The 25,034-nt window shown below is 63.2% G+C and carries 24 protein-coding genes; 17 read left to right on the plus strand and 7 right to left on the minus strand.

Annotation, left to right across the window (positions count from 1 at the left end; genetic code table 11):
- From ACSBOX_RS03475 to ACSBOX_RS03500, 6 genes are all read right to left on the minus strand, one after another.
- The gene (locus ACSBOX_RS03475; protein WP_442544818.1) at positions 1–2,220 is read right to left on the minus strand and encodes a S9 family peptidase; all 2,220 of its coding nucleotides are present in this window, start codon (positions 2,218–2,220) and stop codon (positions 1–3) included.
- Between the two features lie 66 nt (positions 2,221–2,286).
- Positions 2,287–2,739: a hypothetical protein gene (locus ACSBOX_RS03480; protein ID WP_442544819.1), complete on the minus strand. Its 453-nt coding sequence runs from the start codon at positions 2,737–2,739 to the stop codon at positions 2,287–2,289.
- Between the two features lie 97 nt (positions 2,740–2,836).
- A complete protein-coding gene (locus ACSBOX_RS03485) occupies positions 2,837–3,859 on the minus strand; it encodes a signal peptidase I (protein WP_442544820.1) in 1,023 nt (340 codons plus the stop codon).
- 78 nt (positions 3,860–3,937) lie between these two features.
- Complete coding sequence (locus ACSBOX_RS03490; RefSeq protein WP_442544821.1) at positions 3,938–4,558, minus strand: TasA family protein; 621 nt, start codon at positions 4,556–4,558, stop codon at positions 3,938–3,940.
- A 169-nt stretch (positions 4,559–4,727) separates the two neighbouring features.
- Positions 4,728–5,435, minus strand: coding sequence for an LCP family protein (locus tag ACSBOX_RS03495; protein WP_442544822.1), 708 nt, complete (start codon positions 5,433–5,435; stop codon positions 4,728–4,730).
- 24 nt (positions 5,436–5,459) lie between these two features.
- On the minus strand, positions 5,460–5,783 hold the full coding sequence (locus tag ACSBOX_RS03500) for a hypothetical protein (RefSeq protein WP_442544823.1): 324 nt from the start codon (positions 5,781–5,783) through the stop codon (positions 5,460–5,462).
- Between the two features lie 416 nt (positions 5,784–6,199).
- Between ACSBOX_RS03500 and ACSBOX_RS03505 the strand changes: the two genes are divergently transcribed.
- The 12 genes from ACSBOX_RS03505 (at position 6,200) to ACSBOX_RS03560 (ending at position 18,365) form a co-directional block, all read left to right on the plus strand.
- Positions 6,200–7,162, plus strand: a complete 963-nt coding sequence (locus ACSBOX_RS03505) for a plastocyanin/azurin family copper-binding protein (protein ID WP_442544824.1) — start codon at positions 6,200–6,202, stop codon at positions 7,160–7,162.
- A 225-nt stretch (positions 7,163–7,387) separates the two neighbouring features.
- Positions 7,388–8,068: a PAS and ANTAR domain-containing protein gene (locus tag ACSBOX_RS03510; RefSeq protein ID WP_442544825.1), complete on the plus strand. Its 681-nt coding sequence runs from the start codon at positions 7,388–7,390 to the stop codon at positions 8,066–8,068.
- A 99-nt stretch (positions 8,069–8,167) separates the two neighbouring features.
- Positions 8,168–10,969 (plus strand): PEP/pyruvate-binding domain-containing protein, encoded by a 2,802-nt coding sequence (locus ACSBOX_RS03515; protein WP_442544826.1) that lies wholly within the window; start codon positions 8,168–8,170, stop codon positions 10,967–10,969.
- Between the two features lie 456 nt (positions 10,970–11,425).
- Positions 11,426–11,653 carry a Flp family type IVb pilin gene (locus ACSBOX_RS03520; protein WP_442544827.1) on the plus strand — a complete coding sequence of 76 codons (228 nt, stop codon included), beginning with the start codon at positions 11,426–11,428 and terminating at the stop codon, positions 11,651–11,653.
- A gap of 47 nt (positions 11,654–11,700) precedes the next feature.
- Positions 11,701–11,931 carry a Flp family type IVb pilin gene (locus ACSBOX_RS03525; RefSeq protein WP_442544828.1) on the plus strand — a complete coding sequence of 77 codons (231 nt, stop codon included), beginning with the start codon at positions 11,701–11,703 and terminating at the stop codon, positions 11,929–11,931.
- 101 nt (positions 11,932–12,032) lie between these two features.
- The gene (locus ACSBOX_RS03530; protein WP_442544829.1) at positions 12,033–12,410 is read left to right on the plus strand and encodes a TadE/TadG family type IV pilus assembly protein; all 378 of its coding nucleotides are present in this window, start codon (positions 12,033–12,035) and stop codon (positions 12,408–12,410) included.
- Between the two features lie 53 nt (positions 12,411–12,463).
- Positions 12,464–13,234 (plus strand): Flp pilus assembly protein CpaB, encoded by a 771-nt coding sequence (cpaB, locus tag ACSBOX_RS03535; protein ID WP_442544830.1) that lies wholly within the window; start codon positions 12,464–12,466, stop codon positions 13,232–13,234.
- Positions 13,231–14,424, plus strand: coding sequence for an AAA family ATPase (locus ACSBOX_RS03540; RefSeq protein ID WP_415988049.1), 1,194 nt, complete (start codon positions 13,231–13,233; stop codon positions 14,422–14,424). The genes cpaB and ACSBOX_RS03540 overlap by 4 nt, the downstream gene beginning before the upstream one ends.
- The gene (locus ACSBOX_RS03545; protein ID WP_442544831.1) at positions 14,424–15,950 is read left to right on the plus strand and encodes a CpaF family protein; all 1,527 of its coding nucleotides are present in this window, start codon (positions 14,424–14,426) and stop codon (positions 15,948–15,950) included. The genes ACSBOX_RS03540 and ACSBOX_RS03545 overlap by 1 nt, the downstream gene beginning before the upstream one ends.
- A 7-nt stretch (positions 15,951–15,957) precedes the next feature.
- Complete coding sequence (locus tag ACSBOX_RS03550; RefSeq protein ID WP_442544832.1) at positions 15,958–16,890, plus strand: type II secretion system F family protein; 933 nt, start codon at positions 15,958–15,960, stop codon at positions 16,888–16,890.
- Between the two features lie 8 nt (positions 16,891–16,898).
- Positions 16,899–17,783, plus strand: a complete 885-nt coding sequence (locus ACSBOX_RS03555) for a type II secretion system F family protein (RefSeq protein WP_442544833.1) — start codon at positions 16,899–16,901, stop codon at positions 17,781–17,783.
- 126 nt (positions 17,784–17,909) lie between these two features.
- Complete coding sequence (locus tag ACSBOX_RS03560) at positions 17,910–18,365, plus strand: Hpt domain-containing protein (protein WP_442544834.1); 456 nt, start codon at positions 17,910–17,912, stop codon at positions 18,363–18,365.
- Positions 18,366–18,375: 10 nt separating this feature from the next.
- Here ACSBOX_RS03560 and ACSBOX_RS03565 read toward each other — a convergent pair whose 3' ends face one another.
- Positions 18,376–19,269: a response regulator transcription factor gene (locus ACSBOX_RS03565; protein WP_442544835.1), complete on the minus strand. Its 894-nt coding sequence runs from the start codon at positions 19,267–19,269 to the stop codon at positions 18,376–18,378.
- Between the two features lie 755 nt (positions 19,270–20,024).
- Here ACSBOX_RS03565 and ACSBOX_RS03570 point away from each other — a divergent pair.
- The 5 genes from ACSBOX_RS03570 to paaC all read left to right on the plus strand — a co-directional run bounded on the left by ACSBOX_RS03570 (position 20,025) and on the right by paaC (position 25,032).
- Positions 20,025–21,224: a sensor histidine kinase gene (locus tag ACSBOX_RS03570; RefSeq protein WP_442544836.1), complete on the plus strand. Its 1,200-nt coding sequence runs from the start codon at positions 20,025–20,027 to the stop codon at positions 21,222–21,224.
- Between the two features lie 250 nt (positions 21,225–21,474).
- Entirely contained in the window at positions 21,475–21,867 is a 393-nt protein-coding gene (locus ACSBOX_RS03575) for a hypothetical protein (protein WP_442544837.1), read from the plus strand.
- Positions 21,868–22,763: 896 nt separating this feature from the next.
- A complete protein-coding gene (paaA, locus tag ACSBOX_RS03580) occupies positions 22,764–23,759 on the plus strand; it encodes a 1,2-phenylacetyl-CoA epoxidase subunit PaaA (RefSeq protein ID WP_442544838.1) in 996 nt (331 codons plus the stop codon).
- Positions 23,756–24,082 carry a 1,2-phenylacetyl-CoA epoxidase subunit PaaB gene (paaB, locus tag ACSBOX_RS03585; RefSeq protein ID WP_442544839.1) on the plus strand — a complete coding sequence of 109 codons (327 nt, stop codon included), beginning with the start codon at positions 23,756–23,758 and terminating at the stop codon, positions 24,080–24,082. Before paaA ends, paaB begins: the two co-directional genes overlap by 4 nt.
- Complete coding sequence (gene paaC / locus ACSBOX_RS03590; protein ID WP_442544840.1) at positions 24,079–25,032, plus strand: 1,2-phenylacetyl-CoA epoxidase subunit PaaC; 954 nt, start codon at positions 24,079–24,081, stop codon at positions 25,030–25,032. Before paaB ends, paaC begins: the two co-directional genes overlap by 4 nt.
- Positions 25,033–25,034: the final 2 nt, after the last annotated feature.

Consider the following 25,034-nt stretch of genomic DNA (forward strand, 5'->3'; position numbering starts at 1 on the left):
TTACTTGAGCCCTGCCCCGGGCAATAGGCCGACGGCGCCGAGCGAGTCCGCGACGAAGGCATAGTCCCATGCGCGCTCGCGCCACTGCACATACCGCCCCGAGGCTCCGCCGTGTCCGCCGTCCATCTCGATCTTCATGACGATCGGCGCCGTGCCGGTGGTCTCGGAACGCAATACCTGGACCCATTTGGCGGGTTCGACGTAGAGCACGCGAGTGTCGTTGAAGGACGTGACGGCTGCGATCCGCGGGTACGAAACGGCGCGGATGTTCTCGTACGGGGTGTACGACTTCATGTATTCGTATACTTCGGGATCGGTGATGGGGTTGCCCCATTCTTCCCATTCGAGCGCGGAGAGCGGCAGTTCCGGGTCCAGGATGGTGTTGAGCGCGTCCACGAACGGCACGGCTGCCACGATTGCCGCATACTTTTCCGGCGCGAGGTTGGCCACAGCGCCCATCAGCAGGCCGCCCGCGGAGCCACCCATCGCGGCGATCCGCTCCGGCGCCACCCAACCGGAGGACGCGAGCCAGTCCGTGGCCGCGATGAAGTCCGTGAAGGTGTTCTTCTTGTTGAGCTTCTTGCCGTCGTCGTACCAGCGCCGGCCGAGCTCGCCGCCGCCGCGGATGTGGGCGATCACCATGACGATTCCGCGGTCGAGGAGTGACAGCCGGGCCACGCCGAAGCCGGGATCCATGCTGACCTCGTACGAGCCATAGCCGTAGACCAGGCCCGCGGCGCTCGAATCCTGCACAAGGGAGGCATGCCGCAGGACGGACAGCGGCACGCGCGTGCCGTCCGCCGCCGTCGCCCATTCGCGTGTTGCCACGTAGTCGGACGCGGTGTAGCCGCCGAGCACGGGGCTTTCCTTCCGCAGCAGGAGTTCGCCTTGCGGCAATTCGGCGGTAGGCAGCACGAAGTCGTACACCCGCGACGGCGTGAAGTAGGAGGTGTAGCCGATGCGGATCACCGGCGCTTCATAATCGGTTCCGCCCACACCAGCCGTGTACAGCTCCTCATCGAAGGCGGGCTCCACGGCGGCGCCCTGCGCGGCGGTGCCCAGCCCGGCGAGAGGGAGCACCTGCACGCGTTCGATCGTGTCCTGCCGTACCGACACCACCAGATGCGTCGACGTGACGCCCGCACCGTTGACGCGAACGGCGTCGGAATGCTCGACGACGGTGCGCCAGTCCTGCTCGGACAGCGGCTTGGCGAACTCGGCCGGGTCCGCGATGGACACCATCGAGTTGATGGCGTCCTTGTTGTGGGTCAGGAGGATGGTCTCAACACCCTCGAGGAGGAACGGCTCGGCCTCGTAGAGGATGCGTTCGTCCCGGGAAATCACGGTGGACAGGCCGGCGTCGAAGTCGTCGAAGCGGAGCAGGCGCGTCTCGCTGAATTCCGAGCAGCCGATGCCGAGCACGAGGTACCGCCGGTCCGAGGAGAGTTCGAATCCGAGCCACATGGCGACGTCGTCCTCTTGGTAGATGACCTCGTCCTCGCTGACGGGTGTGCCCAGGACGTGCGACTTCACCTGGTATGGGCGCCAGGAATCGTCCACCACGGTGTAGAAGATCCGGGTGCCGTCGGGGGAGAAAGCCACGCCGTAGAAGATGTTCTCGATGACGTCCGGCAGCAATTCACCCGTGCGCAGGTCCTTGATGCGGAGCGCGAAGCGTTCCTCGCCGGAGTTGTCCACGGCGTAGGCATAGAGGTTGCCGTCCAACGTCACGGCGGTGCCGCCAACGGAAAAGAACGGCTTGCCTTCCGCCTCGGCGTTGCCGTCCAGCAGGATCTCTTCGCCCTGGAGTTCGACGCCGGGTTCCACCGCCGGCGGCGTCCAGTCCGCCACCGGATTGCCGGAGTTCGCAGCCCGGACGCGGCACTGGATGCCATACTCCTTGCCCTCGACGGAACGGGTGTAGTACCACCAGCCGTCCTTGCGGCTCGGGACGGAGAGGTCGGTCTCCTGGGTGCGGCCCTTGATTTCCTGGAAGATGGCCTCGCGCAGTGGTTCCTGGTGCGCGGTGACGGCTTCCTGATAGGCATTTTCGGCCTTCAAGTGCTCAATGACCTCGGAAGACTCCTTGTCCCGCAACCATTCGTAGTTGTCCACGAAAACATCGCCGTGGTGCTCGCGGGTGTGTGGCACCCTCTTGGCGACGGGGGCCGTTGGGCTGTCGACGTGGGATGGCTGGGCGGAACCGGAAGTCTGGGTCATCCTCTCAATATATAGAGGGCGTGCGACATCGGCGCCCGCGTTCGCTGCGGGGGTAGCGGTGTGCCCTTAGGTGCAGGTGAACTGGCCCGTGGTGGGTGTTCCTGTCCAGGTGTTGCTCGTGCCGGGAACTGGATACTGGTTTTGGACGTTCCAAGTCCAGGTACCCGTGTGGGGCGTGATCCTGGCCGTATAGGTTGCGCCGCCGCTTTGCTTGCTGGTGCCCGTGAATACATTGCTTCCCCCGCTGGAAACGGCGAAGACCCCTGTGAAGCGTGGATCCGAAATTGCCCACGAAGTGACGCTTATGGTGAGGGTTGATCCTTGGCAGGATGCGGTGACCGTGGCGGTCGACGCCAAGCTGGCGGAAGACACGGGGAGCGCTGCGCTCGCCGTCGAGTTGAACGCCGCTTGGGCGATGCCGGGAGCGAAGACCAGGATGGCGGCCGCCGCCAGGACCGCAGCGACGCGTCCGGACGCAGGCGTCCGCCCGGCGTCGGCGGTGCTCCGGCTTCTACGCAAGGTGGGCGGCTTTCTGTCGGGCCCGGTGGTCCATTCCATTCTTGCCGCTTTCACGCGGTAAGGGCAGCGGATCCGGTTCGGTTCTTTGAAGGGGATTTCATGCAACGCGGCGGGTGGTGTGACCGCCCAAGGCCTTTTCCAACTGCGGCTGGTGTTGCCGTACGAGTTCCCCGGCCCGGACCGCCTCGGTGTGGTCGGTCATGACCAGGGCGTGTTCGAGGCGCACGCAGTGCTGTTCCATCCGGAGCGCCCCGACCATCGAGGAACTGGTTTTCAGGCTGAGCACCGCATCCATCGCGAGGTCGCTATCGCCGGTGCTCAGGGCTCGGCTGATCTTGTCCACCCGCTGGGGCAGCATCCTGGCGTACGCGGCAGCGAACTTCGCAGCGGCTTCCTTGCTCTTCATTTCCCTGGCCAGGCGCTTGAGGGGGCGGCGGTCAAAGGCCGGCAGGGAGCGTTCAGCGGTGCCGGCGTCCGCGGCGTCGTCGTCCTCGGGCTTTTTCCTCCAGATGGAGACGAGCACCATGACCACCAGGGCGGCCGGAGCGCCGTACATCAGGACCTTCAGGACCATGGGATCACGAAGGGCGCGGATCGCGTTGCCCAAGTAAGGGACGGTGAACACCTGGCGGTCCACCTGTCCTGCCGCCAGGGTCGCTGTCCAGGGGTCGGCACCGTTGTTGGCATCGCCCTTGGTGCGGACCGTGGCGGTGCCTTGGCTGTTCACGACCAAGTCGATGATCCGGTGGGTTTCCACCCGCTGGTCCTCCACGGGAATGTGGTACGTGATGATGTCGCCGACCTTCAGGTTTTGGACCGCGACGGGAACGGTGACCACCACGTCTCCCGGATTGATCAGCGGAGACATGGAACCCGTGAGCATCGTGCTGGTCTGGTAACCGAGGACGCGAGGCCCGACGGCGAGGAACAGGAACGCCGCGACGGCGGCCACCATCACCGTGGTCGTGATGACGCTGACGATGGCCCGGGCAACCTTCGATCCGGTGCCCCGGGTCTTGGCGGTGCCGGGCTTTTCGGTGTCGGGCTTCTCAGAGCCGGGTGCCGCCGTCGTGGTGGCCGTCCGGGAGACCCGCCGGTGGCGGACCAGTGATGCGGTCATGGCTTGGTCTCCGTTCCTGTGGAAGGCCCTCCGCCGTCGTTTTTCAGGGGGGATCGACGGCGGAGGGCTGGCTGGGGGTTACTTGGCGGTGGCGGTGCGCTGGGTGCCCGTGAAGGTGAACCCGATGGTGCTGCTCTGGCTCTGGAGGGTGTTGTCGGCCGTGGCCGGGAGGGTCAGCGTGACGCGCAGGTTGTCGGTCTGTCCCGCGGTGACCGAGGTGAGGTTGGAGAGGGCCACGTTGGCGCCGATAACGGGGCGGGAAGCCAGGACGCTGGTGGTGGTGCCGCCACATGTGTAGGTGTATGCGGGGGCGGTGCCGGCCTCGGTCCAGGCGACGGAGCAGGCATCGACGACAACCTGCAGGCCCATTGTGGTGTTGGTGTCCAGCAGGGAGGTGGGGGAGGCCGCGGTGGTCAGGGTGATCGCTGAGAGGTTCTGGTTTCCGGTGGCGTTGGCGAGGGTGGCTACGCGCTGGACGGTGTCGCCGGGGACCAGGCCGGAGGCGGCGACGCTGAGCCGGTTCGCGGGGCCTGCTGAGCCGAGGGCGATGTTCACGATGCCGGAGGCGACGGTGTTGCTGGCCGAAGTGCTGGAGGTGAAGGCACCGTAGGTTCCCAGTCCCGCCACGCCGGCAGCAGTGCCGACCAGGGCCAGGGATGCGATGACTTTACCGGTGGTGGTTTTCAGGTTGAGACCCATGATGTTTTCCGTTTCTTGAAGCCCGTTGAGACCGGGATTTCACGGACTTTGCTGCCCGATGACCTCTACTTTCCGGCAGGAATTTTAGGAAGGCGCAAGGATTCCCCAAGCTTCCCTTCAAGATTAGTTAAATATTCAATCAAGATCTTTGCGAGTGTTGATCAGAAACTCAGTAACCATGTGCGGCCACGTACTCCGGCAGGGTGCCGCCCCGCAGGGCAGCGGCCACTTGCCCTATTCCTGCGTAGTCGGGCACCACGATGGATTGCCCGTCCGCAGAGGTGCCTGTGCCTGCGGTGGGCAGGGTGAAGAAGACGGAAGCGCCGGGATCCACCGTGCGGAGGGCGTAGGCCAGGATTGCGACTGAGGCCGGATTGTATCCCTGGTCCACCGTGAGGTAGTTCGTGGCGAAGTTGACCAGGCCAAGGACGGCGGCGGGAGTCTGGATTCCGCCCCTGAGCTTGCCCAGGAGTGCGCGGAGGAACGTTTGCTGGTTGCGGACGCGTTGGTAGTCTCCGTCCACGAACGAGTAGCGCTCGCGGACGAACTCCAAGGCAGCTTCCCCGTCCAAATGGTTGACGCCGGCAACAAAGACATGATGGGTGTCGAAGCTCGCGGTGAAGGGCAGCGTGACATTGACGTCGATCCCGCCGAGGGCATCCGTGAGGACCTTGAAGCCCTGGAAATCCAGCATGACGGTGTGGTCGATGTGCGTACCCAATAGCTCCTCGACGGTCCGGACCACGAGGGGGATGCCTCCAACTTCAAGGCTGGCGTTGATTTTGGATGCGCCATAGCCCGGGATGCTCACCCAGTTGTCGCGCATGATCGAAATGCCGTAGACCTTTTGCCGGTCCGCGGGAACGTGGATCAGCATCAGGCAATCCGAACGTTGGTCCGACTACTGGCCCGTTGTGACCGTCTGGTTGTTTTGGTCCCTCGCACTTGCCCGGCTGTCGCTGCCAATCACCAGGATGTTCATGGGGGTCGCGGGCAGCTCGGGGATGGTCGGCGGGGCGGGTGCCGCAGCGGCCGGCGCCGGGGATTTGGTGGGGGACTTCGTAGGGGATGGAGTGTGGCTAACCGAAGCACCCGCCGAGGCGCTGGAGGGCGACGGCCCGGACGATGTCCTGCCGATGCCGGCGATGACCGCGGCCAGGACCACCACGAGCGCCAGCAGGACGGCGAGTCCCGCCGATAGCCACAGTCGCCGTCGTCTGTCCATGTCCGGAAAGTACCGCTCAGCTGTGTTAAAAACGCCCCCGGGAAAGCCTCAATTCGGCCACAAAAGCGGCCGCAACGAAGTCCGTTTTGTCTCGACAAAATAACGTTCCAGGAGCACGATGGGAGATAAATCTCTCGCCTTCACATGGGCCGGCTTCGCCGTGTCCTTTCGGTTCCGTAATGGGGGGCTCTTAGCCCACGGAGCTGGACGTCTATCCCTGCGAGCAAGGGAGGATCCTGCATGGCCCCATCGTCGTGGTGCTGCACCGTATGCAGGGGATGGGCAGCAGCTGCGAGCTGAAGTTCATAGGGAAGTTCAAGGAAACCGAGTCACCGTCAAACGACGCCATGGTCTCCGGCGCCTCAAATTTCCAGGCTGAAAACAGCCGGTCAGCAAAGACCTAAGGAATGAGTCTTATGACTGCTCATCCAAAACCCCTTATGTTTCCGCGCCTTCGAGCGCTCATGATCTTGCTTCTTGCCTTGGTGCTTCCAGTGGCGCTCAGCGGCACGGCAGCCGCGGACAGCGGCAAATCCGCAAAGACGTGGACTGTCCAGGTCGGCTCCGAATCGTCGGACCAGGCCATCCAAGGAATGTCCTTCCTGCCGGGGAACATTTTCATCAATGCCGGTGACAAGGTCACGTGGGAGGCCAACTCGGCCGAAATCCATACGGTCACCTTCTTGGCCGCCGGGCAAACCATCGAGTCAACCCAGCCCTTCAATCCTTTCAGCCCCCTCTACATATCCGCGCAGGGCGGCACGTCCTACGACGGGCACTCCTATTACAACTCCGGCGTCATCTCGAACGTCTCGGACAGTGGGTTCGCCGAAGTTGATTCCTACACCCTGACGTTCCCGGATACCGGCGATTTCACGTACTACTGCCTGGTTCATGGGGCGGCCCAGAAGGGCACCGTGCATGTGCGGGCCAAGGGCACGGACTACCCGTACAGCCAGGAGCAGTACAACAACCGGACGGAGCGGGCTGAACGGGCCATCATCCGTGACGGCTACCAGCAATGGAGCGACGCCCGCGATCAGGCGGACAGCCACACCGTGATTGCCGGGACCGACGACGGCGTCGCCATGGTCATGCGGTTCATCGACCCCAAAGTGGTCATTCACGTTGGTGAGAAAGTGAGCTTCGTGAATAACGGCATGGGTGAGCCGCACACGATCACTTTCGGTACCGAGCCGGCTAACCCGTTCCCGCCGCTGGGCGATCCGACGAATTACACGGGCGGGCAGCTCAATTCGGGCCTTTTGCCGCCCGGTGTGACGTTCACCGTGACATTCAACAAGGCAGGGGTGTATGACTACATCTGCGCACTGCATGACTACTTTGGAATGGTCGGCAAGGTGGTGGTGAAGGACTGAACCGTGGACTAAGCCGCTGAGTTGAACCCATACCGGGGCTTGTTTCCCGTACCGGCGCCAAAAGCGCCCGGCTGGGAAACAAGCCCCGGAGCGGAGCGCGGGCCGGCGCCGGGGGTCGGAGCGCGGGCAGGGCGTGAGTCCGGGTGCGAGCCGGTGGTGAGGGCCGGCGTCGTACACGCGCTGTATTCTGTACCTTTACCCTGCATTAATAAGCACGCTTAGGAAATGAGTCTTTGCGCCATGTTGGACAGCCCCCATACGTACTCGAGTGCACTGGGCGCCCCCGGCTTTCTGGCCGGAACCTTCCTCTTTGACCCATCCTCGGGGAAAGCGGAATGGTCCGACGGGCTCTTCAATCTCCACGGTTACGAGCGAGGGGAAGTTGTGCCCACGCTCGAGCTGCTGATGTCCCATAAGCACCCGGATGACAGGCCGCCGGCCATGGAGATCCTGGCTCAGGTATTCCGCGAGGGCGGACACTTCTGCATTTACCACCGGATCATCGACGCGCAGGGACATGTCCGTCGTGTGCTGACGGCGGGGAATGCGCAACTGGGCCCCTCGGGAACGGTCGCCGTAGAGGGGACAACAATCGACCTGACGTCCACGCTGCGGCGGGAAACCGAGCAGGCGGCGCGTGACGCCGTCGCGGGCGCCAACGCTACGCGGGGCGTCATCAACCAGGCGCGCGGGATCCTGATGGGGCGGTTGCTCCTTAGCTCCGACGCCGCCTTCAAACTGCTGGTGAATTGCAGCAGCATGACGAACGTCAAGGTCGCGGTCCTGGCCTCCCATCTTGTACGCGTGGCGGACACGGATCGTGGGCCGGAAGCCATGGACGGGTTCATTCGCGTCCTCCAGGCTTGCGACCAGGCGGCGATTAACCGCGCGTTGGACCCGGGGTAGGAAGCCGGCCAGCGCAGCCATCGCCTCCCGCCCGGCAGCGTGGCAGTATGTTGTGAGTCAGGCTCGATGAGGGCGTCTCCGCGACAAGGAGCGACGGTCATGACCTACATCTACAACTTCGCCGATGTCCAAGCGGCCGACGTCGACGTCGCCGTGGCGGGCGGCAAGGGCGTCGGGCTGGGCAACCTGGTTCGCGCCGGGCTGCCGGTCCCTCCCGGGTTCGTGCTGAGCACCGCGGCGTATGGGGCCTTCGTGGATGCCAATGGGATTCAGGCGCGCATCCAGGAGTTGGCGGCGCTCAAGTCGGACGCGGCGCCGCAGGATTACGAGGACGCCTCGGCAGCAATCCGGGCCCTTTTCACCGGCGGCACCATGCCTGCCGCCATCGCCTACGAGCTCGCCGCCGCGTATGAGCGCCTTCGCGACGACGACCGCGACGGCGACCGGCTCGCCGTCGGCGGCGCTCGGAACGGCGACCGCGACGGTGCGCCTGTTGCGGTGCGCTCGTCCGCCACAGCGGAGGACCTTGCCTCGGCCAGTTTCGCCGGGCAACAGGAAACCTACCTCAACGTCCGCGGCGCGGAAGCACTGGATGCGGCCGTCATTGATTGCTGGTCTTCCCTGTGGACGGCGCGGGCCATGGCCTATCGGGACCGTGAAGGGATCGCGCCGGACGATGTCCGCCTCGCCGTCGTCGTCCAGCGGATGGTCGAGGCCGAGGCGGCGGGGGTCATGTTCACCGCCAATCCGGCCAACGGGCGGCGGGACCAGATCGCGATCAGCGCCGCGTGGGGCCTGGGGGAGTCCGTGGTCAGTGGAACCGTCACCACGGATGACCTTGTTGTGGAGGCGCGAACCGGCCGCGTACTCTCGCGCCGGACGGCCGACAAGGAAGTCATGACCGTCTACGCGGACCACGCGGACCGCGGCTCCGGCAGCGGCTCCGGCGTCGTCCCGGATCAAGGAGGGACCACCGAGCAGCCGGTCCCGGCGACGCTTCGGAACCGGGCCGTGCTCGACGACGGAGCTGCTGCCGCGCTGGCCCGTTACGGAACGCGGATTGCGGACTACTTCGGAACCCCGCAGGACATCGAGTGGGCGCAGGCCGACGGCGATTTCTTCATGCTGCAATCCCGGCCCATCACGGCACTTCCTGAACCCGTAGCGGACACTCCGGACACCTGGCCGTTGCCGTATCCGAAGGGGCTTTATTTCCGGGCGAGCATCGTGGAACAACTGCCGGATCCGCTCTCACCGCTGTTCGCCGACCTCATCGACGGCTCGGTGACCCGCTCGCTCAAGGCCCTGATGAACGAGGCCGTCGGCAGCGAAGTCGTCAGGGACGGCGACGTCGGACTGCCCACCATCAACGGTTACGCCTATTACTACTACCGCACCATGGCAATGTGGCGGGTGATGGGCAAGGTGGTCCCCGCGGTGCGCGCGCTGGTCCGCGGCGAGGCGCACATGGGTATGGCAGGCTGGCGTGATTTCTCGCATCCGCGCTACAAGCAGGTGCTCAAAGACTGGTCGGCGAAATCCCTGGGGGAGCTGTCAGGAGAGGAACTCCTTGAGGGTGTCCGGATGCTGCTCGACGCCGGAACCGTGTACTACACAGCCGTGGAGTCAGTCATTCCGATCGCGGCCACGAGCGAAATCTCCTTCCGCGCGTATTACGACAAACTCATCCGTCGTGCGGGAGATCCTCCAGCCGAGACATTCCTCCTGGGCTATGACAGTGAACCCATCCGTGCGGAGAAATCGCTGTACGACCTCGCGGCATGGGCCCGGGAGGTTGAGGGGCTGGTCCCGGCGATCCTCAATCAACCGACGGCGGCACTGGCCGAGTCGCAGAGAAACTGGCTCCCGCCTGCCGGGATGGAACCGGCCCTGTGGCAGCAGTGGCGTCCGCGTTTCCAGGCTCATCTCGATCGCTTCGGCCATGCGGTCTACAATCTGGATTTCGCCAGCCAGGTGCCGGCGGACGATCCTTCGGCGCTGCTGGATACGGTGAAGTTCTACCTGCGGGGGCGCGGAAAAGACCCGCACGAGCGCCAGCGGCTTTCGGCCGCCCGACGGGAAGACCAGACCGAGCGGATTCTCGCACGCCTGGGACGGACCCGGCTCGGGCGGAGTCGCAGGGCGCCGTTCATCAGTCTGCTCCGGTGGGCGCAGAAGTCCGCGCCGGTCCGCGAAGACGCGCTCGCCGACGTCGGGCTCGCCTGGCCGTTGATCCGGCGGATGCTGCTCGAACTCGGGCAACGGCTGGTCTACTCCGGCATCATCGCCAGTCCCGCCGACGTGTTCTGGCTGCGTCAGCAGGAGCTGCGAAGCGCCGTCGAGTTCGGCCTCGCCGCACCGCAACCGTCGGGCACGACGGAGCCGCTCGCACCGGTGGCGGTGGCGATTACGGGGGCGGCCCGACCCGTCCGGGCCGACGTCGTCGAGGAACGCAAGATGCTTTGGCGGGGCCAGGCCAAGGCGGCTGCCCCGCAACTATTGCCCGAGACCCGTTGGATGAAGGGCGTCTTCGAATCAATGATGCCGGCGCGCTCCCAGGACCAGCCAAGCGACGTCATCAAAGGGGTCGGCGCCAGCGCGGGCCGGGTCACTGCTCCTGCGCGCGTCCTGACCGGGCCGCAGGATTTCGGCCAGATGGCGCCCGGGGAGGTCCTGGTTGCGCGCATCACCACTCCCGCGTGGACCTCGCTGTTCGCCATGGCCTCCGCCGTGGTCACCGACGTCGGCGGCCCGCTGAGCCATAGCTCCATCGTGGCCCGGGAGTACGGCATACCCGCGGTGCTCGGCACCGGAGTCGCGACCCAGCGGCTCACGAGCGGCCAACAGATCACCGTCGACGGCGACGCCGGCACCGTGACCGTCGAACATCCAGCCGGCTAACTGGGGGCTCCCTCCCCGGACGCCCGCTCACATATGTGGGCTTTCCGGCGGATGCCCGCTCACTTGTGTGGGGTTTCCGGCGGACGCTCGCTCACATATGTGGGTTTCCGGCGGACCCTCACCCGGTTGATGTGAGCGAGGGTGCTGAGATTCGCCTTCATATGTGAGCGAGGGTCTTGGGATTTGGGCATTTATGTGAGCGAGCGTCCTGGAGGGGCGCGGACAGGTCGGTTAGGGCCCGACGGCGGCAGTTCCGTTGCGCTGTTTTCCGGCCTTGGGTGCGGCAGGGGGGCCCAAGGTTGAACGGTTTCCCGAGGTTTAACCCAAGAAATGCGCAGGATCGCGAGTCTTGACACAGGATGTCCCAAGGACTGCGCCGCGGTGTGTTGGGCGTTGCTAAGTTGCTTGTGGGGTGGTGCTGGACCATCCCACCCTCAACTCGCTCAGGAGTTTCACATGCTTACTTTCTTCTCCAACGCTGCGTCTCGCATCCGTCGCAACGAGAAGGGCGCCACGGCCGTCGAATACGGCATCATGGTCGCCCTCATTGCTGTTGTCATCATCGTCGCCGTCACGGCGCTGGGCGGGACGGTCCAAGATACATTCACCAAGGTCCAGTGTTCCGTGTCTGGCAAAACTACCTTTAGTGCAGGATCGGGTCCCGGCAAGGCCACCTGCCCGTAATAGTTTCCGACCGCCTGACCGTTCGTACCAGACACCAAGGAGCATCAATGTTTTCCGCCTTCCTGAAGTCCGCGTCTCACGCGCGGCGCGACGAGACCGGCGCTACCGCCGTCGAATACGGCATCATGGTCGCGCTCATTGCAGTTGTCATCATCTTCGCCGTCACGGCGCTAGGCGGCACGATCAGGGAGACGTTCTCCCAAGTCCAGTGTTCAGCCAGTGGCAAGACTTGGGCGGCCGCCACCACCCAAGGTGGTACTGGCACCTGCTCACCGTAGAGTGCCCGCAAGGCACACCAAGCAATCCCGAGTGGCGGCAGCATTCACGCGGCCGCCACTCTGCTTGATCCGAACCATCTGTTCGCTGGGAGGGCAACATTATGCCGAGGTCTTCAGAGCGCGGTGCCGTGGCAGTTGAGTTCGCCATCCTTGCACCGCTCCTGATCATGTTGCTCCTCGGCATCATGGAATTCGGCAGGGCCTACAACGTCCAGGTGTCGCTTTCGAACGCGGCCCGCGAAGGTGTCCGCGTCATGGCGATTTCAAATGACCAGACCGCCGCCAAGACAGCGGCAAAAAACGTAGCGGTGTCATTGAATCCACAACTGGCAGACGCGAACTTCACCTTCAGTCCGGCCAGCTGCACGGTCGCCGGAGCCCAGATGTCCGTGACCATCAAGTACACCCTCAGCACCCTCACCGGAATCGCGGGGCCTTTCCCCATGCAAGGAGTAGGAGTCATGGTGTGCGGCGGCTGATGACCCGTGACCCCAACTAGTTTTCATCCGTTCTTTGAGCACAGGAGTTGTAAGTGAAGTCACGCTTGTTGGCCGGGTCGGCAGCGGCAGTGCTGGCCCTCGTCGGGGTGATTCTGGTCTTCTCCTACGCTCAAGGCGCGGATCAACGGGCAGTCCAGAACCTGGCCCCTGTTGACGTCTTGGTGGTCAAGACGGCCATCCCGGCCGGCACTTCCGTGGACGCCATGAAGGACTCTCTGGTTACCGAGCAACTCCCGGAATCGGCGGTCCCCAAGACCGCGCTGCACACGTTGGGGGACTCGGCAGGCAAGGTGGCCGCCGTCGACCTCGTCGCTGGCGAGACGTTGGTGGCCGAACGCTTGGTGGCCCCGGATGCACTCAAGACGCCCGGGGACGTCAAGGTACCGGCAGGGCTGCAGGAGGTCTCGTTCCAGTTGGAACCCCAGCGGGTAGTCGGGGGACTGCTGGTTCCCGGCGACCACATTGGAATCTTCATCTCCATGTCCGGCGGCGGAATCGAGGCGAAGCCGGACAAGCAAACCACCGAACTGGCGATTCACAAGGTCCTCGTGACCATGGTCCAACGCGCCCCCCAAACAGGCGCGAGCGCACAAGCGACGCCGAATCCCACTGGCGGTGCGGCCGGCTCGAAGGACAGCGCATTCCCCACGGGATCCCTCCTGCTGACCGTTGCCGTGAGTGATGTTGACGCGTCCAAGATTGTGTTCGCCGCGGAGTTCGAAAAGATCTGGCTCAGCAAAGAGCCGTTGGATGCCAAAGACAGTGGCCCAACCGTCATGCAGCAGAGCGGGGTATACAAGTGAGCCGCTTCGTCCTGATAACGCCCAACACCGATTTTGATCAACGGTTGCGCCAAGCCGTTGCGGGTGGCCTGCCCGGAAGCGTGCAGACCTTCTTCACAAGCATTTTGCCCGCTGATCCAGCCGAACTATTCGGCGCTCTCAATCAGGAACAACTCGAGGTGTTGATTCTTGGGCCCGACGTACCCGTGGAGGATGCCCTGCGCCTGGCCACGGTTTTCGATGTGCAGTTGCCGGAACTGAGCGTGATCCTTGTCAGTGAACTGGATCCCGCGTTCGTCCTCCAAGCCATGCGCTCGGGAATCCGCGACATCATGAGCCCGGATGCTGACCTGGCCCAGATACGGGTCATGCTTGAGCGCGCGTGCCAGTCTTTCGCCAGCCGACAGCGCACCGGGGAACCAAAGCAATCGGGTTCGCCGAAGGGCCTGGTGATCGGCGTTTTTTCGCCCAAGGGTGGCGTGGGCAAGACAACCATTGCCACGAACATCGCCGTGGGCCTGGGCAAGATCGCGCCGATGAGCGTGGTGATCGTGGATCTCGACCTGCAATTCGGCGATGTTGCCTCCGGGCTCTACCTCAATCCGGAGCACACCGTTACCGACGCCGTCACGCCGTCGGCCAGCCAGGATTCGCTGGTACTCAAGGCCTTTCTCACCGTTCACCCAGCAAGCATCTATGCGTTGTGTGCGCCGAAGGACCCGGTCGAAGCTGATGAAATCTCCCCGGAACAAGTGGGCAGGCTCCTCGAGCAGCTCGCCCATGAATTCCAGTACGTGGTTGTCGACACGGCACCCGGACTGCCCGAAATCGGGCTCGCCGCCCTCGAGCAGTGCTCCGACGCCGTCTGGGTGACCGGTATGGACGTTCCAAGCGTCCGGGGCCTTCGCTCGGGGCTGGACATCCTTCGCAGGCTGAACCTCCTTCCGGAAACCCGGCACGTGGTGCTCAACATGGCTGATTCCAAGTCGGGGCTGTCGGTCCAGGACGTCGAATCGACAGTCGGTGCGCCGGTTGACGTGAGCATCCCCCGATCGAAGGCCGTAGCGTTCTCCACCAACCGCGGGATTCCCGTGCTCCAGGATTCGGTGAAGGATCCTGCCGTCAAAGGACTCAAGCAACTTGTCGACCGCTTCAATCCCACGTGGCGTGCCACAGCACAGCGCAAACTGCACAGAAGGGTCGTCGTCTAATGAAGCTGTCTCAACGGCTGCATGCCGCCGAGGACAAGACCGAAGCCTCTCCCGGTCCCCGGGTGGATCTTGGCGCGAGCGCACCCTCAACCCCTAAACCGACGTTCGCTGAGTCCACCCAGCAATTCAGGCCAGTTCCCGACGGGAAGCCCGGCGGCGCCGTGAAACCCCACACTTCGGTCAAGCTGTCCGACGTCCCTGATTCGCCGAAGCTCAGGGCCCAGCAACCCGTGGACGCTTTCGCTGCTCTCAAGGTGCGCGCCGCCACCGCGTTGTTCGAGCGGTTGGGGGCGAGGTTCAACGACTCGGGTGTCAGCGAGCATGAGTTGCGGTCAACTGCCCGGGAAGAACTCATCCGGATCATCGACGCCGAACAGGTCCCGCTGTCCGCGGACGAGCGTAGCCGGCTGGTCGCGGACGTGGCGGACGACGTCCTTGGCTATGGGCCGCTCCAACGCTTGCTGGACGACCCGGAAGTCACCGAAATCATGGTCAACAGGATGGACCAGATCTACGTCGAACGAAAAGGCAAGCTGATCCTCACGGACTCCGGTTTCAGCTCCGAGGAGCACCTCCGGAGAGTCATCGAACGCATCGTTTCGAAAGTGGGCCGTCGGATCGATGAGTCGTCCCCGCTCGTTGACGCGCGGCTTGAGGACGGGTCCCGAGTGAATGCGGTGATCCCTCCGCTTGCGGTGGGCGGTTCGTCGCTGACCATCCGAAAATTCAGCAAAATACCGTTGACCATCAGGAATCTAATCGATTTCGGAACGCTCACGCCCGAAATGGCGGAGCTCCTCAATGCGTGCGTCAAGGCGAAGTTGAACATTATTGTTTCCGGAGGTACCGGAACCGGCAAGACGACGCTGTTGAATGTCCTCTCGTCGTTTATCCCGGAAGACAACCGGATTGTCACCATCGAAGATGCCGTGGAACTGCAAATCCAGCAGCAACATGTGGTCAGGCTTGAGAGCCGGCCGCCGAACACCGAGGGCAAAGGTGCAGTGACCATCAGGGAGCTGCTCAGGAACTCGCTTCGTATGCGCCCGGACAGGATCGTCGTCGGCGAGGTTCGCGGTGGAGAGTCCCTCGACATGCTGCAGGCCATGAACACCGGCCACGACGGTTCCCTCTCCACAGTGCACTCGAATTCCCCTCGCGACGCCGTGGCGCGCCTCGAAACCCTCGTGCTCATGGCAGGCATGGACCTGCCATTGCGGGCAATCCGTGAGCAAATAGCGTCCGCCGTGAATCTCATCATCCAGATTTCCCGGTTGCGGGACGGAACACGCCGCATCACCCACGTGACCGAGGTCCAGGGCATGGAAGGCGACATTGTCACCCTTCAAGACGCCTTTGTTTTCGATTACTCGGCAGGCGTCGACGCCCACGGAAGGTTTCTGGGAAGGCCGGTCCCAACGGGTATCCGTCCGCGCTTCATCGACCGCTTCGATGACTTGGGCATCCATGTATCTCCCGGAGTGTTCGCCGCGCCCTTGGCAACCGCAGCAGGAGCAAGGACGTGAGCGGAAAATGATGCTCTTGACCGGAATGGCCCTGATGCTTTCAGCCATCCTGCTCCTCGGCGTGGCCGTTATCCTGCCGAAAACCCCTGAAGTTCCGTTCGATCGACGCCGGCCCTACCACGTGGGCTCGGGCTCCCAGCTGACGCGTTTTGCGGGTTCTGCCGCCGACGCAGTCCACGGGGTGTTGACCAGGCGCAATGTCCAGCTCTTCAACCGCGAACAACTGGAGAATGCCGGGCTGCGAATGAGCCAGGCGGATTTCTTCATCCTTGTCATTGCCGGTGCATTCGTGGGTGCCTTGATCGGGCTGGTCATCGGCGGTCCGTTGGTGGCCTTCCTGTTCTTTATCCCGGCGCCCCTCGTAGCACGGGTCATCCTGAGCTCCTTGGCCGGCAAAAGACGCTCGAAATTCGATGCACAGCTGGGGGACACGCTCCAACTACTGGCTGGTGGCTTGCGGGCCGGGCACAGTATCCTGCGTGCCATCGACGCTGCCGCCACGGAATCTGCCAGCCCAACGTCCGAGGAAATGCGCCGGATCATTACGGAGACAAGCCTTGGCCGCGATCTTGAGGCATCGCTCAACGACACAGCGGAGCGAATGCAGAGCGAGGACTTCGTATGGATAGCGCAAGCGATCCAAATCAACCGCGAGGTGGGCGGAAACCTTGCGGAGGTCCTGGATCAAGTCAACGAGACCATACGCGAACGCAGCGAGATCAAGGGACACATCAAATCCCTGGCCGCGGAAGGAAAATTCTCGGGATACATCCTGATGGCGCTTCCCTTCGGCATCGTCACCATGCTTTTGCTTGTCAACCCTGGCTACATGAATGTGATGTTCACCCAGCCGCTTGGTTGGGGAATGATCGCGTTGTCAGTCATACTCATGACGATCGGCGGTCTCTGGATGCGCAAGATCATCGACTTGAAGTTTTGAGGTGACGAGTGAATCCCTCTCTTCTTATCTCCCTCCTCCTGGTTCCTCTGCCTATCGCCTACCTCGCCTGGTCATTCCTGTCGGTTGACCGCAAAGCCCAGCGTGCGGTCCGGGATCTTTTGACCCAAGGCGCAGCCGTTGCCGAAGCTGGTCCACAAAGTCGTGGCAGTGCACTCGAGCTCATTGGCTACCGTTTGACTCCCGGCAGCTACGTCCAAAAGCTGGACCGGCTCCTCTCGTTGGCCGGCCGCCCGCCGTCGCTCCCCTTGGGGCGCGTCCTCGCAGCCAAACCCGTGCTCGGATTGTTCGGCGCACTTTTTGGGCTTCTCATCAGCGCCAACAGCTCAAACGGAATCCTTAAGCTCGTGGGGATATTTGTTGTATTACTCGGATACTTTATCCCGGACCTAATGCTGTACAGCAAAGGGCAAGAGCGTCAAAAGGCCATGCAATTGGAACTCGCAAATACCATGGACCAAATGCTCATTTCGGTCGAGGCGGGCCTCGGTTTTGAAGGAGCAATGGCCCGGGCTGGAGAAAACGGGAAGGGACCGCTGGCCGAGGAGCTGGTGCGGACGCTGCAGGACATGCAGGTTGGACGAAGCCGCCGCGAGTCCTATCTGGCTCTTGCCGAACGAACCAACGTCCCGGAGCTTCGAAGCTTTGTGCAGGCCGTGATTCAGGCGGACACTTACGGCATTGCCATCAGCCGGGTCCTCAGGGTCCAAGCGAAGGTTATGAGGGTCAAGCGCCGCCAACGTGCCGAGGAGAAGGCGATGAAGTTGCCGGTGATGGTCCTCTTCCCGCTTCTGCTCTTCATCTTCCCCGTGCTGTTCATCGCCATACTGGGGCCGGCTGTCATCAACGCTATAGCCACCTTCAGCGGAGGCTAAGAGCAATATCACATTCTCCGAATGGGGCGCACGGGAGGGAAAAGAGTTAAATCAAGAAAGGCCTAAGATTTCCTTAAGATAAGCATAAGTTCGGTTTTTCCGGAATTCAGAAAGTAGCATTGGGCTATGTTCAGTTCAGGTTCCAGCGAGGTCAACGAGGATTCAGACCCCAGCCATACGGCGTCGGTCGGAGACTCCGCTGTGCTGCCCGTCGTCCCGCTTATCGAACTTCCCATACTGGACCTGGCTGAATTCCAACTCCTGGAAGATCAAGTGGACAACCCGCTGATCGCGCGAACGTTCGCCGGCGACTTCGCGAAACTCTGGGCGAAGCGATACGAAATCCTGGCGACCGCCGTCGAGCGCGGCGACGTCGCCGCGGCCCTGAACGCGGTCCTAAGCCTCCGAACCTCGTCAATTATGGTTGGCGGCGTCCGCCTCGCGGTACTTGCAGCGCAACTGGAGGAACGCATTCGAAAAAGCGAACTGCGTGAAGCCCGGCCGCTCCTCGAGGAGGTTGCAGAATGCGGGCACCTAACGGTCCAGGAACTCAAGGACAGCTACGTACTCAGGAACGATTGACGGCCGCCGCTTAATCCGAACTTTTCGGCGTCAGCCGATAGCCGACGCCTCGGACAGTCTGTAGAAAGCGCGGCGATTGTGGATCTTCACGAAGCTTTCGGCGGAGGTTCCCGATGTGGGTCTCAACAGCCCGTTCGTCGGCGTCGCTGATGTACGCATCGTCGTCGTAGTAGTCACCGCGCGCCGCCCGCACCAGGTCAGCACGCGTCCGCACCTCGCCATTGGCCCGAAGCAAGTCGAGGAGCAGATCGAACTCGCTTCGCGTCAAAGTCACGGCCGAACCTTGAAGCGTCACGGTGCGTGATTTGTGGTTCAGGGCCAAGCCATTGTGCCTGATCACAGCACGGTCGACGCCGACTGAGCCGCCAGCCGCGCCGCGGGCCGCGACGCCGGCGGAGCCGCCGGCCGAGCCGCCGTCGGGCCCGTAACCGGAACCGCCCGAACCGGCCCCGCCCGAACCAGCGACGGCGTAAGCACCGCCGTCGGGCGCAGAACCAGAGCGATCCTCCTCGGGCAGCGCAAGCCTGCCGTCCGCGCGAGGCCGCCGCATCATGGCCGTGACCCGGGCCCGCAATTCACGCGGCAGGAACGGCTTCTTGACGTAGTCGTCTGCGCCGGTCAGGAAAGCCGTCAACGTGTCCGGCTCGTCGCGCCTGGCCGTCAGCATCACCACATATGCGTCGCTGAATTGCCGAATTCGCCGCAGGACCTCGTGGCCGTCCATGTCCGGGAGCCCGACGTCGAGCGTCACCACGGAGGCGTGGTGGTCCCGCACGACTTCCACGCCTTCGCGTCCGGTGGCGGCAGAGTGCACCACAAATCCAGCTTCTTTAAGGATGGCGTCAACCAGATTTCGCACATCTTCGTCATCCTCAATGACTACAGCTACCCCAGGCTCGCTCATAGAACTTCCTCGAGGGTGAACATGGCCGCACAGCCCAGCGCAATGCGGTAAATGCCACCCAAATACTCACGATACAAGCATTGAAGCCATCTGGCATCTAATATGTGGATTAAGCGCTTGCTTCGAACTTCCAGTTGGATCGTTCGGGCCGTCGTATTGTGGTTCCTTGGGGGAATAGTGGGCTCCGGGTGCTTCCTTAGGGAAGCGCGTGGAGCAGTAATTGGTTCGCGATTCTCCAAGGAAGGGTCTTGACTTTGAGTGAGCAGCCATTTTTCCGCGCGGCCGCCCGTTTCTTCCGAAAACTCACACCCCGTGCCCGCCTGGCTGTCTGCGAATTACCACTAACGCTCATCGTCGCCGGCCTTGCGATCGCAGCCCCAACCGTTTGGCCAGGGTTAATCCAGAATTGGCTGTTTGTTACCGGAGTTTTCCTTCATGGGGCGCTGTTCCTTGGCTGCCTGCTGGTTCCCTGGGAGCGATTGTCGCCCAGCGCGGGCCTGGCGATCCCCGTATTGGATTTTGTCGCCCTCTGGTTCACCCGAAACGGCGCTTTCAGTGCGATACCGGGCCTCATCACTTTGGCTATCTTTCCCGTGATTTGGTTGTCCGCCTCAGGCATGCTTTCGAAGACAAGCCTGGTCCTAAGTTTTGTGGGTCCATTTGTCATTGCGTTTCCGCCGGTGGTTACGCACTTGCCGCGTCCTACTCCGTCGGACATTTCTTCGGTGCTGCTTTTGCCCCTCATGATGTTCGCAATGGCAGTGTCCATTCGCCTTGCTGGCTCCAATGCCCGTCTCCAGCAACGGCGGGTAAGCCAGCGCGACCAGTCCCTGCGGCATTTGTTGGCCGCCAGCCGGGAGCGGGAAACGCTGCTCAAGACAATCCTGGACACGATCGACGTCGGAATTGTCGCCGTCGATTCGAGGGGCGAAACCCTCCTGATCAACAATCAACAAAAGGCATTCCTCAAGATGGCGATGCCTGGGGGAGGCTCGCGGGGTCCAGCGGAACAGGATTGGCTGGTTTTCGGCCAGGACAGGCGGACGCCGATTCCGCTTGAAAAGGGTCCGGTTCGGAGGGCCGTTCAAGGGGAAACATTCTCCGACTATCTCCTTTGGTTCGGCGCCGGTACCGACCAACGGGTCATCTCAACCGCCGCGCGGGGTATGAAGAGCGACGTCGACGACGGGTTCGGCGGCGCGGTGATCGTTTTCAAAGACGTGACGGATGTTGTCGATGCCCTTGCGGCCAAGGACGAATTGGTTGCCAACGTTTCGCACGAATTCGGTTCGCCCCTGACATCGATCTTGGGCAACATCGACCTTGTGCTGCGCGGCGCCCAGGAGCTCCAACCAGCAACAAGGCTTGGCTTGGAAATTGCGGAGCGGAATGCCGAGCGGCTCCGGGCCCTGGTGGAGGATCTGCTCTCGTCGGCCGCGGCAGTAGAGAGCGTACATCTGCGGCGCACGGATTTGGCAGGGTTGGTCGAAAACAGCTTGGGTTCTGCACGCGCGCAGGCCGACGCCGCCCACGTGGGCCTCGTCGCCGACGTTCCCGCACCCCTGTGGGCAAACGCCGACCCCTTGAGGCTGGGACAGGCCTTGGACAACCTGGTATCCAACGCCATCAAGTATTCGCCCGGTGGCGGACTAGTGACCGTTCGGGCCGAGCGGAACGACGGTTGGGTCCGGCTTGAAGTGAAGGACACGGGAATGGGCATGACCACGGACGAGTCGGCCAGGATTTTCACCCGCTTCTTCCGGACGAACGCCGCCCGTCAGGCCGCGATTCCCGGCGTCGGCCTCGGGCTGTCCATCACCAAGTCCATCGTGGAGCGGCATGGAGGCAGCATCTCGTGCCGCAGCGAGCCCGGCAGCGGAAGCACTTTCACGGTTGCACTGCCGGTCGGTCCGCCCCAAGAGCCGTCTCAAACAGACATTCCCGCGCTGTATTAATCCGGCACCAATCCGGCACCGCGAGGCCGGGTCCCGGACCGGGTAGCTGCCAGCCGTGCAAGTAGCCGGGCGGGTAAATTAGAGTACCCACTACTCGTGACCGGCCCTAGAGGCAGCCGATTCAATGGAACTCAGTTGGTCTCAAACGCAGTTCCTGGTCTCTGGGGGTTATCCGTATGTGTGCTTTCTGCAATCCTGTTCTGTCCTTTCCGAGTCTCATAGCGAGTCTCACGGCGACGGAGGCAGTCCGTTGAGCGCGGCCGTGATGTTCGCCGGGTCCCTGCCCGGGCTGATCCTGATGGATTTCGGCCAGGCAATGGTGGTGGTGTGCGTGTGTTTCGACATGGTCCGTGCCGTGTCCGTGCCCCGATCGCATCGACGCTACGTCGCCAATACCATCTTCAAGACCCTGGCGGTGCCGTCGATTCTCGTCATGGGCGTCAGTGTCCTGGCTAAGGCACTCCAATGGAATTGGACCGACGTGGCCATGGGCGTTTTCGTAATCGTGATGATCATCTTCCGCTGGCACCAGGACAAGGACGAGGACAGCTGGTGGAAAGGCAAAGGCAAGAAGCTGGCCCGCTGGGCGCGGAAGCAACTGACCCCGCGACCCGCCTTCGTCCCGGTGTCGGCTTCGGCCTAGCCGCCTCTTCAGACGCTCGCTCACCTTTGAGCCGTTTTCCGGCCAACGCTCGCTCAGATGATCTGAGCGAGCGTTGCGGCGTTTCGCCATATATGTGAGCGGGCGTCGGGGCTGATGCGCCGGGAACAGTGCCGGTTCCTTAGCGCCCGACGGCGGCATCGCTGTCGCGCCGTGGTCCCACCTTTTGTGCCGGTCCCCCTAAGACGCTCGCTCACTTGATCTGAGCGGGCGTTCCGCCGTTTGGCCTTATAGGTGAGCGGGCGTTGCGGCATTTGGCCATATATGTGAGCGGGCGTCCGGGTGGATGCGCCGGGAAGGGTGCCGGTCCGTTAGCGCCCGACGGCGGCAGCCCTGTCGCGCCGTCGTCCCGCCTTTTGTGCCGTTCCCCCTCAGACGCTCGCTCACCTATGGGGCGTTTTCCGCCGACGCTCGCTCACTTGATCTGAGCGGGCGTTCCGCCGCTTGGCCTTATAGGTGAGCGGGCGTTGCGGCATTTGGCCCTATACGTGAGCGAGCGTCCGGGCTGATACGCAGGCAACGTTGCCGGTCCGTTAGTGCCCGATGACGGCAACCCTGTCGCGCCGTCATCCCGCCTTGTGTGCCGTTCCCCCCTCAGACGCTCGCTCACCTATGAGGCGTTTTCCGCCGACCCTCGCTCACATGATCTGAGCGAGGGTCGCCGCGTTTGGCCGTATAGGTGAGCGGGCGTCCGGGCGTTTGGCGATATACGTGAGCGAGCGTTTCGGCATTTGGCCATATAGGTGAGCGGGCGTCGGGGGAGAGGGCCGTATATGTGAGCGAGCGTCCGGGTTGCCCCCAGCCGACCCGAACGCTTGACGCATCTCGCGCCTTCCGCATATTCTGAACGAACGGTCGGTAAATATTTAGGAGCAACCATGGCATCGCAGAATCTGCAGTCTGTGCCCGCTGAGCTGTCCCCCGAAGAGCTTGAGCGGGAACAGGCCGGTCAGGCGTACTTTGACCGCATCATCTCCGAGGATTCGCGCATCGAACCCCGCGACTGGATGCCGGAGGCCTACCGCAAGACCCTGCTCCGCCAGATCTCGCAGCACGCGCACTCGGAGATCATCGGAATGCAGCCGGAAGCCAACTGGATCACCAGGGCTCCGAGCCTCAAGCGCAAGGCCATCCTCATGGCAAAGGTGCAGGACGAGGCAGGCCACGGGCTGTACCTCTACTCGGCCGCGGAGACCCTCGGCCAGAGCAGGGACAAGATGACCAGCGACTTGATCGCCGGCAAAGCGCGATACTCGTCCATCTTCAACTACCCCGCGATTTCCTGGGCAGATATGGGCGCGATCGGCTGGTTGGTCGACGGCGCCGCGATCTGCAACCAGGTTCCCCTGTGCCGTGCTTCCTACGGCCCCTACGGACGCGCAATGGTGCGCATCTGCAAGGAAGAGTCGTTCCACCAGCGCCAGGGTTTCGAGATCCTCCTTGAACTCTCCAACGGCACGCCCGCCCAGAAGGCGATGGCCCAGGACGCCGTCAACCGCTGGTATGCGCCGGCGCTCATGATGTTCGGCCCGCCCGATGACGATTCACCCAACTCCAAGCAGTCCATGGCCTGGAACATCAAGCGGTTCAGCAACGACGAGCTCCGCAGCCGTTTCGTCGGCATGATGGTGGAGCAGATCAAGGTCCTGGGCCTCACGCTCCCGGACAAGGACATCCGTTTCAACGAAGAAACCAAGAAGTGGGAGCACGGCCCCCTGGACTGGAACGAGTTCAAAGACGTTCTCGCCGGCAAGGGCCCTTGCAACGCGCAGCGGCTTGAGCGCCGCCGCGAAGCGCACGACGACGGCGCCTGGGTCCGCGAAGCGGCCGCCGAGTACGCCCGCAAGCAAGCAGAGAAGGAAAACGCAGCATGAGCCCCAACGACTCGCAGGCGAACCAAGCCAACGAACCCCACGAGACCCCCTGGAGCCTCTGGGAAGTCTTCGTCCGCTCCAGCCGCGGCCTGTCGCACGTCCACGCAGGCTCCTTGCACGCTCCTGACGCGGCGATGGCGCTGCGCAACGCCCGTGACCTTTACACCCGTCGCAACGAAGGCGTGTCCATCTGGGTGGTTCCGGCCGACGCTATTTCCTCGAGCGACCCGGATTCCAAGGGCTCCTTCTTCGAATCCCCGCAGGGCAAGGACTACCGCCACGCGACGTACTACACCAAGAGCGAAGGCGTGAAGCACCTGTGACCGCCCCCGAAAACCCCGCAAACGAAAACGAAATCAAAGACTTCGCCATTGAGGGCCACGGCGACATCTCCGTGGGCGTCAAGGGTGCGGGTGCCTCCGGAGACGGTTCGGCAAGCGCCACGCGCATTACCCCCGGAAACGCCTTGCGCCCCGAGGACATTGCCCTTGAAATTCGCAAGGGACAAGTCAAGCCCAGCGAAGACGTCGCGGAATACGCCCTGCGCATCGGCGACGACGGCCTGATCCTCGCCCAGCGCCTGGGCCACTGGATCTCCCGCGCCCCCGAGCTTGAGGAAGACGTCGCCCTGGGCAATATCGCGCTCGACCAGCTGGGCCACGCGCGTTCCTTCCTCACCTACGCCGGTGCGGCGTGGGACAAGTCCGAGGACGATCTGGCGTACTTCCGCCGCGAGCACGAGTTCCGCTCCGCGCACCTGTTCGAGCAGCCGAACGGGGACTTCGCCGTCACCATCGCCCGGCAGTTCATTGTGAGCTACTACCAGTTCGAGCTCTACAAGCGGCTGATGGGCTCGAGCGACAAAACCATCGCGGCCATCGCCGCGAAGGCCCTCAAAGAGGTCGACTACCACCGCGACCACAGCGCCCAGTGGGTCCTCAGGCTTGCCGGCGGTACGGAAGAGTCCCGCCGTCGTATTGTCCAGGCGTTCAAGCTCGTCTGGCCGTACGTGGAAGAACTCTTCGAAGATGACGAATTGACCAAACGCCTCGCCGAAAGCGGCGCGGGCGTGCAGCCCTCCAGCCTCCGCGCGGACTTCGACCAGCTCACGGGCGAGATCCTCGCCGAAGCCGGGCTGGACACAGAACTCAGCCTCGAACGCATCCCGCAATCCTTGGGGGGCGGCCGCCAGGGCAAGCATTCCGAGCACTTGGGTTACCTGCTCGCCGAGATGCAGGTGCTGGCACGCGAACATCCCGGCGCAAGCTGGTGACG

Origin of the sequence: Arthrobacter sp. KN11-1C (genome assembly GCF_052180225.1) — a bacterium.
In the GTDB taxonomy this organism is placed as follows: Bacteria; Actinomycetota; Actinomycetes; order Actinomycetales; family Micrococcaceae; genus Arthrobacter.